14 protein-coding genes are annotated in these 11,789 nt (G+C 41.3%); 1 reads left to right on the top strand and 13 read right to left on the bottom strand.

Going from position 1 to position 11,789, the window contains the following annotated elements:
- Positions 1-261: 261 nt before the first annotated feature.
- From spoIVA to NSQ72_RS19330, 8 genes are all read right to left on the bottom strand, one after another.
- On the bottom strand, positions 262-1,740 hold the full coding sequence (spoIVA, locus tag NSQ72_RS10170; protein WP_008344534.1) for a stage IV sporulation protein A: 1,479 nt from the start codon (positions 1,738-1,740) through the stop codon (positions 262-264).
- A gap of 204 nt (positions 1,741-1,944) precedes the next feature.
- Positions 1,945-2,670, bottom strand: a complete 726-nt coding sequence (locus tag NSQ72_RS10175; protein ID WP_341083971.1) for a hypothetical protein — start codon at positions 2,668-2,670, stop codon at positions 1,945-1,947.
- A 17-nt stretch (positions 2,671-2,687) separates the two neighbouring features.
- Positions 2,688-2,891: a DUF2768 domain-containing protein gene (locus tag NSQ72_RS10180; protein ID WP_034280421.1), complete on the bottom strand. Its 204-nt coding sequence runs from the start codon at positions 2,889-2,891 to the stop codon at positions 2,688-2,690.
- Between the two features lie 266 nt (positions 2,892-3,157).
- The gene (locus NSQ72_RS10185) at positions 3,158-4,195 is read right to left on the bottom strand and encodes an NAD(P)H-dependent glycerol-3-phosphate dehydrogenase (RefSeq protein ID WP_058837961.1); all 1,038 of its coding nucleotides are present in this window, start codon (positions 4,193-4,195) and stop codon (positions 3,158-3,160) included.
- 14 nt (positions 4,196-4,209) lie between these two features.
- The gene (gene der, locus NSQ72_RS10190) at positions 4,210-5,520 is read right to left on the bottom strand and encodes a ribosome biogenesis GTPase Der (RefSeq protein ID WP_041085918.1); all 1,311 of its coding nucleotides are present in this window, start codon (positions 5,518-5,520) and stop codon (positions 4,210-4,212) included.
- Between the two features lie 159 nt (positions 5,521-5,679).
- A complete protein-coding gene (locus NSQ72_RS10195) occupies positions 5,680-5,874 on the bottom strand; it encodes a capping complex subunit for YIEGIA (RefSeq protein ID WP_008344527.1) in 195 nt (64 codons plus the stop codon).
- A gap of 6 nt (positions 5,875-5,880) precedes the next feature.
- Complete coding sequence (locus NSQ72_RS10200; RefSeq protein WP_039179575.1) at positions 5,881-6,765, bottom strand: YIEGIA family protein; 885 nt, start codon at positions 6,763-6,765, stop codon at positions 5,881-5,883.
- Positions 6,762-7,364 carry a YphA family membrane protein gene (locus tag NSQ72_RS19330; RefSeq protein WP_445285744.1) on the bottom strand — a complete coding sequence of 201 codons (603 nt, stop codon included), beginning with the start codon at positions 7,362-7,364 and terminating at the stop codon, positions 6,762-6,764. The genes NSQ72_RS10200 and NSQ72_RS19330 overlap by 4 nt, the downstream gene beginning before the upstream one ends.
- A gap of 119 nt (positions 7,365-7,483) precedes the next feature.
- On the opposite strand from NSQ72_RS19330, the gene NSQ72_RS10210 reads away from it, so the two are divergent.
- Positions 7,484-7,615, top strand: a complete 132-nt coding sequence (locus NSQ72_RS10210; protein ID WP_064497540.1) for a YpzI family protein — start codon at positions 7,484-7,486, stop codon at positions 7,613-7,615.
- 16 nt (positions 7,616-7,631) lie between these two features.
- Here the strand turns inward: NSQ72_RS10210 and fni are convergent, their stop codons facing one another.
- The 5 genes from fni to NSQ72_RS10235 form a co-directional block, all read right to left on the bottom strand.
- Entirely contained in the window at positions 7,632-8,687 is a 1,056-nt protein-coding gene (gene fni, locus NSQ72_RS10215) for a type 2 isopentenyl-diphosphate Delta-isomerase (protein WP_341083972.1), read from the bottom strand.
- A gap of 14 nt (positions 8,688-8,701) precedes the next feature.
- Positions 8,702-9,853 carry a 30S ribosomal protein S1 gene (gene rpsA / locus NSQ72_RS10220; protein WP_041085926.1) on the bottom strand — a complete coding sequence of 384 codons (1,152 nt, stop codon included), beginning with the start codon at positions 9,851-9,853 and terminating at the stop codon, positions 8,702-8,704.
- Between the two features lie 223 nt (positions 9,854-10,076).
- A complete protein-coding gene (gene cmk / locus NSQ72_RS10225; protein WP_039179588.1) occupies positions 10,077-10,754 on the bottom strand; it encodes a (d)CMP kinase in 678 nt (225 codons plus the stop codon).
- 71 nt (positions 10,755-10,825) lie between these two features.
- Positions 10,826-11,008, bottom strand: a complete 183-nt coding sequence (locus NSQ72_RS10230) for a DUF5359 family protein (RefSeq protein WP_251180432.1) — start codon at positions 11,006-11,008, stop codon at positions 10,826-10,828.
- A gap of 63 nt (positions 11,009-11,071) precedes the next feature.
- Entirely contained in the window at positions 11,072-11,719 is a 648-nt protein-coding gene (locus NSQ72_RS10235) for a flagellar brake protein (protein WP_341083975.1), read from the bottom strand.
- Positions 11,720-11,789: the final 70 nt, after the last annotated feature.

The following is an 11,789-nucleotide window of genomic DNA, read 5'->3' on the forward strand; positions in this document are numbered from 1 at the left end:
CATGGCTTTTCATTAGAAAACATCTCTTTGAAGGAATGTTTGTCCAACAAAGTGAAGATTTTCTGTAAGTAGATTAACACATATGAAATACCATATCAAGCATTTTAAAGGGTAGAATCCTTATTCGTCAAGGATTAAGGGCACTTTTGCGAACGAATATTCCTAATTTCAACCTGAATCTGACTAATCTTTATACAATTGTCTTTTTATGACTCATTCAATACGCAAAAAAAGACCCCTATCAATGAGAGGTCTCACTTGCTATAAAATAATCGCAATCAAACCACCTGAACCTTCGTTGATGATTCTTTCAAGTGTTTCCTTCAGCTTATATCTTGCGTTTTCCGGCATGAGAGACAGCTTTGCTTGAATGCCTTCTCTGACAAGGGAGCTGAGGGAGCGGCCAAATATATCTGAATTCCAGATCGAAAGTGGATCATCTTCAAAGTCTTGCATTAAGTAGCGGACGAGCTCTTCACTTTGTTTTTCTGTTCCGATAATCGGTGCAAATTCGCTCTCTACATCTACTTTGATCATGTGAATAGATGGCGCTACCGCTTTTAACCTTACGCCGAATCTTGATCCCTGCCTAATGATTTCTGGCTCATCTAAACTCATATCTGACAACGCTGGCGCTGCAATCCCGTAACCAGTCTGCTTCACCATTTTTAATGCGTCTGATACTTGATCATATTCTGTCTTAGCATGAGCAAAATCTTGCATGAGCTCAAGTAGATGGTCTTTCCCTCTAATTTCTACACCAACGACTTCTTTTAAAATATGATCATATAGATCATCTGGCGCATACAGGTCAATCTCAGCAATCCCTTGACCCATTTCAATTCCTGCTAAACCCGCTCTTTCGATAAAATCAAATTCACTGAATTGACCAACGACACGGTCGACATCTCTTAATCTTTTAATATCCTTTACGGTTTCCTTCACTGAATCCTGATAGCTCTCTCTCAGCCAGTGATCTTCTTTCAGCACCATCACCCAACTTGGCAGGTTCACATTCACCTCTAGAACTGGGAATTCATATAATGCTTCACGAAGTACACTGAGTACGTCTTGCTCTCTCATACTTTCTACGCTCATGGCGAGTACTGGAATATCATACTTTTGGCTAAGTTCCTGCCGGAGCGCTTCTGTTTCAGGATGATATGGCCTCACTGAGTTGATGACCATAATAAATGGCTTTCCAACCTCTTTGAGTTCATCAATCACACGTTCTTCAGATTCAATATAATCATGTCTTGGGATTTCTCCAATGGAACCATCTGTTGTAATCACTACACCTATTGTTGAATGCTCTTGAATGACCTTGCGTGTACCAATTTCCGCTGCTTCATGAAACGGGATTGGCTCTTCATACCACGGCGTATTGATCATTCTTGGGCCATTTTCATCTTCATACCCGCGCGCACCAGGGACAGTGTATCCCACACAATCGACAAGCCTGATGTTGACATCAAGACCGTCACTCACGTGAATAGATGCTGCTTGATTCGGTACAAATTTTGGCTCTGTGGTCATAATGGTTTTTCCTGCTGCGCTTTGCGGCAATTCATCCTGTGCTCTTGCACGATCTGCCTCATTATTGATATTCGGGAGCACCACGAGCTCCATAAACTTTTTAATAAACGTAGATTTCCCTGTACGAACAGCGCCAACGACTCCTAAATATATATCGCCTCCTGTTCGTTCAGCGATATCCTTGAAAATATCGACTTTTTCCAAGTGATCCCCTCCCGGACTTGCTATCCTCGTTTTCAAATTAAATACTCTATTCTTCAATCAAACTGTGCTTGAAAGGTGTCTGGACAATATATGTGTATGACGTTGTCCTATTTGAATATGACACCTTTTTGTTTTGAGAGTATGTTTAGCCATAAAAAAACCTTTCTCCTCATTTATATGCAGAGGAAAAAGGTTCATTCTTGTTTATGACGTCTTTTTTTCTAAAAAGGCAGGCTCACCTTTTTTGTTGATGGTATATGGGACAGAAAACGCGGGTACAAATGGAGTTTCCTGCCAATATACATCTTGAATGTTTTCACCTGGTTTCAGCTTTTGCTTCGTATTCTTCAAAATATGAGCAAAATCACTGCGATAGTCCACATAGATTTCACCGTTTGATGAAATCAGTAATGGGAGGGAATTCCCTGTCACAGGACTCATGACCGCAGGCGGCGATTTTAATCCTAATTTTTTTTCATTTAACGTATATAAATTGTCTGATACGACTTTGCCGTATGGCGGATATGTATGTTCATCTTGATACATCTTGATCCTAAGACGTAATTCATTGATGGTTTGCGTCATTTTGACATCAAGCAGTTTCACAGTTGGTTTCTTTTCGACGTCTGTGAGGACATAAATATATTCGCCCCCGCCTTCATAAGATGTAGACGGTACATCGTGTAAATATCTTGGTGACAAGCGCTTAAAGTCGATGACATATTTCTGATAAACCGGCGTGTCTGCTTCTTTCGTTTCTATAGGCAGAAGACCATTTGTTGCTTTTTGAAATTCCTCAATCGCTGTCTGGACACTTTGCAGCTGCTCTTCGTATGGCACCCGGTTTTCAGCTTTGCGATTTTCTGGATACAGACATCCTGTTAATAACATAAGTGCTAACAGCGTGACACTGACTTTTGCTTTGATCATCACATTCTTCCTTTTCTTTATTCATTGACCGGCCCGCTAAAGACAACTAAAAACACAATGATACCTGATATCAGCATCAAGCTGTATGCGACGGTTGAGGCCGTTATTTTAAGAAATTTGCTTTTCAGCTTAAACCTGCTGAAATAAATGGTTACTACGGCTAAAAACATGAGCCCCATTGAACCAAGCGCAAACCACATCTTGATTAAAGCAAAACTCATCGTGCCTGTCCCCCTTTAAAACGAACGAATTGTAAGCGTTTATATTTCATTTTAAACCAAAAATAAGGTAAATACCAATCATTTTTCCAATCATTCAGAAAAAAGCGCATAAAAAAACTGAAGCAAAGAGGGGGACTCTGCTTCAGTCATTGGATCGACTATTTTCCTCATTCTGTAGAGGCAAAGCTCTATTCAAACTTCATTGCTATGTTATGCAAGTCTTCCCCTTCTTGCATCCTCTACATGCCTAAGTTCAGTCTTTCCATTTATTTTGTTTGGTTTTCAAACATGTTCACAAGGTCTTCCATCTCATGTGTTTTCACACGTGCCATTAAAGATTCTACAGCATCGTCAACCTTTTTTCCTTCAAACAGGACGCCGTAAAGAGCCTCTGTAATCGGCATGCTGACCTTGTATTCTTTAGAAAGCTGATAAGCGCCTTTTGTTGTGCGGACGCCTTCGACAACCATCCCCATTTTTTCAAGCACTTCTTCGAGCTTATATCCTTTACCGAGTAAATTCCCGCAGCGCCAGTTACGTGAATGAACACTTGTACATGTCACAATCAAATCGCCAACACCTGTTAATCCTGCAAATGTAAGGGGATTCCCTCCCATTTTTGTGCCAAGACGTGCGATTTCAGCAAGTCCTCTAGTGATAAGCGCCGCTTTTGCATTGTCACCATATCCAAGTCCGTCTGTGATACCAGCCGCAAGAGCAATGATATTTTTCAATGCGCCGCCAATCTCTACCCCAATCACATCAGGGTTGGTGTACACTCTAAAATGATTGTTCATGAACAAATCTTGAACAAATTGAGCTGCTTCAATATTTTCTGACGAGACAGTGACAGTTGTCGGATGACGCAGACCTACTTCTTCTGCATGACTTGGCCCTGATAGGACAACGACAGCTTCTCTTTTCTCAGATGGGACTTCTTGTTCAATCATTTGAGAAATTCTAAGAAGTGTATCTGGTTCGATTCCCTTACTGACATGGACAAACGGCACCTTCGAAGAAATCAGCTCATTTGCCTGCTTCAATACCTCACGAATGGCCTTTGTTGGCACAGCGACAATAATCGCCTCTGTCCCCTCTAACGCCTGCTTCATATTGGTTGTCGCCTGAATAGACGCTGGCAGTTCGACATTTGGCAAGTAATCATGATTTTCATGTTTCTCATTGATTTGATCAATGAGCTCTTGTCTATGTCCCCACATGTGTACATCATGATGATTATCAGCTAATACAAGCGCAAGAGCTGTTCCCCAGCTGCCTGCTCCAAGTACGGAAATTTTCTTCATCCTGCTCACCCTTTTTATTTTCTCGCTCTCGCAAATATTTTAATCGGTGTTCCTTCGAAACCAAATGCATCTCGAATGCGGTTTTCTAGGAAACGCTCATAAGAAAAGTGCATAAGCTCTGGATCGTTTACAAACACAACGAAGGACGGAGGCTTAATAGCCACCTGTGTTGCATAGTAAATTTTGAGGCGCTGTCCGTTATGGGTCGGCGTTGGATTCATCGCCACCGCATCCATGATGATATCATTTAAAATATTGGTTTGAACGCGCATTGCATGGTTTTCGCTCGCTGTGATAATCGACGGCATTAATGTATGAATTCTCTTTTTCGTAAGAGCAGACATAAACAAGACAGGTGCATAATCAAGGAATTGAAAATGCTCACGGATGTTTTGCTCGAATTCCTTCATCGTACGCTCATCTTTTTCAACAGCATCCCATTTGTTCACAATGATGACTACAGCTTTACCAGCTTCGTGTGCATAGCCCGCAATTCGTTTATCCTGCTCAATAATGCCTTCCTCGCCGTCAAGTACAACAGCGACAACATCAGAGCGATCAATGGCTTTTAATGCACGAAGCACACTGTATTTCTCTGTTGTTTCATATACTTTCCCTTTTTTCCTCATACCTGCTGTATCAACAATGACAAAGTCACGCTGATTGTACGTAAACATCGTATCGACAGCATCTCTTGTTGTACCAGCGATGTTGCTGACAATGACGCGGTCTTCTCCCAGCATGGCATTCACTAATGAAGATTTCCCTACATTCGGGCGGCCAATTAAGCAGAACTGAACAACTTCTTCATCATATTGCGTATCCGGTAAATTTTTAAAATGTTCTGCAACTGCATCAAGCAGATCACCAAGACCTAATCCGTGCGTTCCAGAAATCGGAAACGGCTCGCCAAATCCGAGCGCATAAAAGTCATACACGTCGCTTCTCATTTCAGGGTTGTCCAGTTTATTGACAGCAAGTACGACTGGCTTTTTCGTGCGATATAAAATTTTTGCGACTTCTTCATCCGCAGATGTCACGCCATCTCGGCCATTTACCATAAAGATAATGACATCCGCTTCGTCCATTGCGATTTCTGCCTGATGGCGAATTTGCGCCAAGAATGGCTCATCTCCAATATCAATTCCACCAGTATCTATTAAATTAAAGTCATAATTTAACCATTCAGCAGAGCTATAGATTCGATCTCTTGTTACACCAGGTGTGTCTTCTACAATCGATATTCTTTCGCCTGCGATTCGATTAAAAATTGTAGATTTTCCAACGTTGGGCCTTCCAACAATGGCTACGACAGGTTTACCCATAGTACCCTTCCTTTCAATCCAGCCGCGATTCAATATGTTCATCATCATGTTTCAACCGGGATTTAAAATTTTCATTCAGTTTTATGAAATAAACCCTTCAAACATGAAGGGTTCAACTTATATATTATATCAATTTTTAATCAGACCACAATGAATAACTTAAAAATGTTTGACAATCAAGTAAAGATCTTCTCCAATGCCGTGTGCAATTCCATCTAAAATGGCCTCTAAATTCATGGCATACATGTCGAGTTCTTCTTTATTTTCACAGAAAAAAACGGCTGTTCCGCCAATGACCCGCTCTTTATTTGTTGTCGCCACAGCCAATATAAATTGTTCAATGGTGTTCGCCATGCCCTATTACCTCACTTTCTTTTTTATGAAATCTGTCGGCATTCGAATGGCATTTTCTAAAATAGGCACCTCTTCTAATACACGGACAGCCAAATCTTCACGATACCATTGCGGTAAAATGAACACGCCAAGTGTGCCGTTATTCAGATCACGTTTTGCGAGCGGACAGAGCGATGGTTCCCCAGAATCGCGATACACGCCAAGCACGTTCGATAAATCAAATAAAATGGCTTGCCGCTGTCCAAGGTTGGCAATCGTTGTAGCAGAGTTGAAATTTTTCGGCGTCAAAATAAAGCCCATCCCATGCTCTAATATGAGCTTTTGCTTTTCAGGCAGCCCGATATTCATAATGTATATATCATTCACATAAAGCCCTGCCCCATCAAAGCGAAGTTCCCCTTTTTGAATATTGACGATATCCTTTAATTGACTGCCTGACATTAATAGCTTTGCCATGAAAAAACAAAGAATACCGACCACTGTTCCAACAACAAGCGAGAAGAAAATACAGGCTGTCGTTGTAATAAGTGCAGTGAGAATCGCAATATAATTTCGACTTTCAAAGGCAATGGCAATGCCTTCTATATATGTACTGCCTCGTGAGACAAGCTCGTACGAATCCATTTGGGTTAACGTATTTCTTTCCATATTTCTGACATCGCGAAATTGCGTGGCTGCCAAAGTGAGAAAGGTAATCGCCGTAAATTCCTCCTGAATCAGTGCAGGCATAATGATCGCACCTAATCCTGACGCAATAAAACCAAGCGCAATGTGAATCACTTGTCCATGAATATACGTAGGGTATTGCCGGTAATCGGTTCTTAACATGTAAAGTCTGGCCGCCATCCCAAAGATGACACCAATAATCACAGGAAACGTATAGTCTGTCATGTTGATTTTGCAGCCCCTTTTACTGATTTTCTTGATGAACGGGCGTTGAAGAGCTTTTCAAGCTGATCGACACCTAATAGGAAGACCGCTCCTTGCACAACGAAGGAAAGAAAAGAGAGATCCCCTATGACAATTGATGATGTGAGGCGGTGAATCGTCAGCGCATAAAGGGCTTCGCCGAGACATACTGACATCATCCATAGGGTGATTCTTTCCGTTAACGGCTGTCCATATGTCATACACATTAAGATCAGCAAGGCAAATACGACCCAATCCACCTTTATTATCGTGAACCAAACAGGGTCATATAATGCAAACATCATAAAAAAGGCATACGCGCTCACCATCGAGCCCAATTGCATAATCCTCATGAATCGATAACCAGGCCTGAATATGACGAAAGCGGCACATGCATATAAAAAAGTCATCAAGAATCCCGCATTCATGCTCATATCTAAAACGAATATCATGAAATGACTTGATATAATATGGACAAGTACACAGATACCTAGCACGCTGCGCCACAAACTTTTTTCCATGATAAATGTCACCATAATCCAAACGAACCATATAGACCAATAATAGTACAAAGCCTCCAACGCCTCATCACCTCAATTACATTATGGGAAAATCTCCAATTTTTAAACATGCGGATCGTTACCGGCTCTGTATGAAATAAACAAGAGGTGAAACCCTAATGATTGAGGAGGGATACATGATGGGAAAAGATAGACAGGAAAAGCGTTTAAAGGCGTCAAAAAGAGTGGAATCTGACCGTGATCAATCCATTCATCATAAAGGTGCAACAGCATTAGAAGGTCCAGAAAGCGCTCGAAAAAGAAATCAATAAAAAAAGGCATGTGATATCACATGCCTCTCTTACTATAGTACGTTGTGTCAACGCCTCTTTCTTTGAGCCAATGACTTGTTTCCCCTGAGATCACAACTGGAGCTTGTCTCAGTTCTTCAATCGTCTTCACGCCAAGCACTGTCATCATCATCTTGATATCTTCTTGAAGATCCATGATATCTGCGATGAGGCCGCTTTCTCCTCCACTGGTCAATGATTTTAAGAAAAATCCAGCAAGACCAGCAGCAGATGCGCCAAGAGCTAATGATTTGGTTACATCAAGAGCATCTTGGATACCTCCGGAGGCTAAAATCGTTTGATTCTGAAAGGCTGTATGTACTTCAGCAAGACTCGCTGCAGTTGGAATCCCCCATTGATCAAAATAACGAAGGGCTTTTTGGCGGCGGAGATTTTCAATCTTAGAAAAGTTCGTCCCACCAAATCCGCCTACATCAATGGCTGCAACCCCAGCATGGAATAACTTTCTTGCCGTCTCCTTGCTCATGCCAAATCCGACTTCCTTCACGACAACAGGCACACCAACAGATTGAGCAATAGCTGCAATCCGCTCAAGCGCCCCCCTGAAATCGCGATCCCCTTCAGGCATGACAATCTCTTGGATGACATTCAGGTGAATCTGGAGCATATTTGCCTCGAGCATGCTGACTGCTTCTTGAGCTTGCTTAATCGTCGCTTCACTGCCTAAATTCGCAAATACAATTCCATCCGGATTGACTTTACGAACGATTTCATATGTTCGTCTTTCTTCTTTATCTTTCAGTGCAGCCATTTGTGATCCAACTGCTACTGGGATATTGGTCTCCTTCGCTGCGATCGATAAAGAGCGGTTGATCTCATAGGTAGATTCTCCGCCCCCGCCAGTCATTGCATTGATAAAAATTGGCGAACCGAAAGTCAGTCCGCCAATTGTCGTATGTGTATCAATTTGTGATGTTGCAAGATCTGGTAAACTGGCGTGAACGAAGGAAACATCTTCTAAACCTGTTGCTGCATGCTGGCCAGTGGACAACGCATGCTCAATATGCTGTTTCTTTCTTTCTGCTCGCGTCAATTTTGATCACCAAATTATTTTAGTTTATTGAGTTTATCGCCGATCAGGTCACCAAGCTGGAATCCGCTTGTGTTTTCTTCTTTCGCCTGATATTGACGATAATCCTCTTCGATTTGTTTTTCAGGATTTTCTTCTAAATCACGAATGCTTAGTGAGATGCGCTCTTCGTCTTCATTCACATCAAGCACTTTCACTTTGACAGTCTGCCCTTCTTCAAGGACTTCTTGCGGCGTGCCGATATGTTTATGAGAGATTTGGGAAATATGCACAAGCCCTTCTACACCTGGCAGAATTTCAACAAATGCACCAAAGCTCACAAGACGTTGAACAGTTCCTTCAAGCACATCACCTTGTTTTACCTTTTCACCAATTTGGCTCCAAGGTCCTGGTAATGTTTCTTTAATAGATAGTGAGATACGTTCGTTATCACGATCAACAGCAAGTACTTTGACCTGGACTTCCTGTCCTTCTTCTACTACGTCAGATGGCTTTTCAACATGCGCATGGGATAGTTGAGAAATGTGAACTAATCCATCAATGCCGCCAATGTCAACAAATGCACCAAAATCAGTAAGCCTCTGCACTTTACCATCAATCACACTGCCTACTTCAAGCTTTTGCAGGAAGTCTTGCTTTTTGTCTAACTGCTCTTGCTCAACGACTGCACGGTGCGAGAGAATCACGCGATTTTTTTCGCGGTCAAGTTCTACCACGACAAGTGAGAGTGTTTTCCCTTTGTAATCTGTGAAGTCTTCTACATAGTGTGCTTCTACAAGAGATGCAGGAATAAATCCGCGCACACCAATGTCAACGACAAGACCACCTTTTACAACGTCTTTTACTTCAGCTTCAAATACTTCTTTTGTTTCAAACTTTTTCTCTAGGTCTTCCCAAGCGCGGTCTGCATCAACAGCACGTTTAGATAAAATCAAAGCATCGTCTTCGACCTTTGTTACTTTAAGCTCTAACTCGTCGCCATCTTTCACGACATCTGATGCTTTTTCAACGTGAAGACTTGATAATTCACTGATTGGGATGATACCAGGTTGTTTCACATTGACGATATCTACATTGACATGCTTGTCCTCAACTTTAGAAACAATCCCTTTCACTACATCTCCAACCTCTGGTACCTGAACATCGATTTGATTCATTTCCTCTGTCATTTCGATAACCTCCTTGGTCCAAACCTACACAGCTTAGTTAAAACGACTGGGCGAATATGTGTCTTAAGCATGATGAATGCCAGCCGAATATGTATTATAGAAACATTCAAATCAATATAATTGCTTGAATGATCAATAAAAATAGTATTAGTATAAACTTCTAATAAAAGACCTTGTTTGTCAAGAGATAAACCTCTAACTTATTAAAGTTTTCTAAAATTTCTTACTGTTTCTCTACGCGGTCTGCTGCATCTAAAATTTTCCCTGCCACCTCTTGAATAGAAAGGGAGGTTGTGTCAATTTCAATGGCGTCATCCGCTTTCTTTAAAGGTGAAACTTCACGCTCAGAATCAAGCTTGTCACGTCTTGCAATCTCTTCAATCAGCTGATCGTAATTGACATCGTAGCCTTTTTTCTGATTCTCTTCAAAGCGGCGTTTTGCTCTTTCTTCTACTGATGCAAGCAAGAAAATTTTCACTTCGGCATCTGGAAGTACGTGAGTGCCTATGTCTCTTCCATCCATAACGACACCACCTCGTTTGCCAAGCTCTTGCTGCCTGCGGACCATTTCTTCCCGAACAGCTCTGTGCTTTGCAACAACCGATACTTGGTTGCTTACGCGGTCTGTACGAATATCCTCTGTGACATCCGTATTGTTTAGATGGACTTTTTGACCCTCGCCTGTTGTTACAAGTTCAATGACTGTTTTTTTCAGTAATGAATCAAGTGCCTGTTCGTCTTCAAGGTCTACACCTTGATTAAGTGCCGCAAGTGTAATCGCGCGGTACATGGCACCTGTATCAATATAAATATATGATTTTTTGGCTGCGACAATTTTTGCCACAGTGCTTTTGCCTGCTGCTGCAGGACCATCAATTGCAATAGATAATTTCTTTTTCATAATACCTCTCCTTGATTGAATCTCCCTTATGAATTGTAACACGATCACCGCTCAAACGGGGGAATTTTCTATCAATCCTTCTGCTTAAACGTCTCAATCCATTCTTCAATGCTCATGTTATTCACACCCTCATACTGCACGACTTTTGACAAAAAAAGTTCTCCTTTCGTCAAATGAAGTGTGATCTGAACAGTTAGCAATAAAATAAGCTGAATGAGTACCACTTTCAATAACCATCTTTCCATTGTCTTCATACAAAAAGCCTCCACACTAGATTCTTTCCTCTCTAGTATGGAAGCTTTTTACACCCTTTATTCTTATGCTTTTTTCACACGTGTTAAAAGCTGCTGCTGGAAGCAGTATTTCATAATGTGCTGCTGGTGGTCATTTGTGATCTCTGAAAACTCCATGATCGCTCTTGTTTTGCCAGACTGTTCATCTTGATATACTCGATTCATCTCTGCAACCGCTTTAATTTTCACGGGCTCTTTTAAGGGAAGTTCAAACTCTGAGGCCACTTCTCCATAATCTTTCAATGACACGCCCTCAGGAACAGCAATCGCCACGCCGCCAGCACTTATATTCACAATAAACGTGTCAAAGGGCTCTTCGTCCGTTTGCATGATGGTGGCTTTGATCATCGTATCCACTCTCAAATATTCTCTTCGCTGAAGCCGGATCATTTTTTCTTTTGGCGGAATGGAAATAACAATCATCGGAATATCTTCTTTTCTTTTTCCAATGACTTCGCTTGTACATTTGTATGGAATTTGATTTTCGTCAAAAAAGAAGACGGTGATTTCTGTTTGCTGATTTAAGTAGATGGTGCGGCCCGTTTCTTTATCTGCTGGATAATTAATACAAATATCATCGTTATTATTTTCCAAAACCTTCGATTTTGCTGTTTTCACTTCTTTGTTCTCATTGACATATTCAATTGTGATTGCATCCCCTATTTGTAACATTCCTCATCACTCTTTTCATCTGTGAAATCGTATCCTCTCCTATATTAAACCATGTCTAAAACAAAAGGAA

Source organism: Bacillus sp. FSL R5-0659, assembly GCF_038008785.1.
Classification (GTDB): Bacteria; Bacillota; Bacilli; order Bacillales; family Bacillaceae; genus Bacillus; species Bacillus safensis.

What these genes read in the sequence shown, in the direction of transcription:
- NSQ72_RS10175 (WP_341083971.1), bottom strand. Translation starts at nt 2,670, where the DNA reads ATGATCAAAGCAAAAGTCAGTGTCACGCTGTTAGCACTTATGTTATTA.
- NSQ72_RS10180 (WP_034280421.1), bottom strand. Translation starts at nt 2,891, where the DNA reads ATGAGTTTTGCTTTAATCAAGATGTGGTTTGCGCTTGGTTCAATGGGG.
- NSQ72_RS10185 (WP_058837961.1), bottom strand. Translation starts at nt 4,195, where the DNA reads ATGAAGAAAATTTCCGTACTTGGAGCAGGCAGCTGGGGAACAGCTCTT.
- der (WP_041085918.1), bottom strand. Translation starts at nt 5,520, where the DNA reads ATGGGTAAACCTGTCGTAGCCATTGTTGGAAGGCCCAACGTTGGAAAA.
- NSQ72_RS10195 (WP_008344527.1), bottom strand. Translation starts at nt 5,874, where the DNA reads ATGGCGAACACCATTGAACAATTTATATTGGCTGTGGCGACAACAAAT.
- NSQ72_RS10200 (WP_039179575.1), bottom strand. Translation starts at nt 6,765, where the DNA reads ATGACAGACTATACGTTTCCTGTGATTATTGGTGTCATCTTTGGGATG.
- NSQ72_RS10210 (WP_064497540.1), top strand. Translation starts at nt 7,484, where the DNA reads ATGGGAAAAGATAGACAGGAAAAGCGTTTAAAGGCGTCAAAAAGAGTG.
- rpsA (WP_041085926.1), bottom strand. Translation starts at nt 9,853, where the DNA reads ATGACAGAGGAAATGAATCAAATCGATGTTCAGGTACCAGAGGTTGGA.
- cmk (WP_039179588.1), bottom strand. Translation starts at nt 10,754, where the DNA reads ATGAAAAAGAAATTATCTATTGCAATTGATGGTCCTGCAGCAGCAGGC.
- NSQ72_RS10230 (WP_251180432.1), bottom strand. Translation starts at nt 11,008, where the DNA reads ATGAAGACAATGGAAAGATGGTTATTGAAAGTGGTACTCATTCAGCTT.
- NSQ72_RS10235 (WP_341083975.1), bottom strand. Translation starts at nt 11,719, where the DNA reads ATGTTACAAATAGGGGATGCAATCACAATTGAATATGTCAATGAGAAC.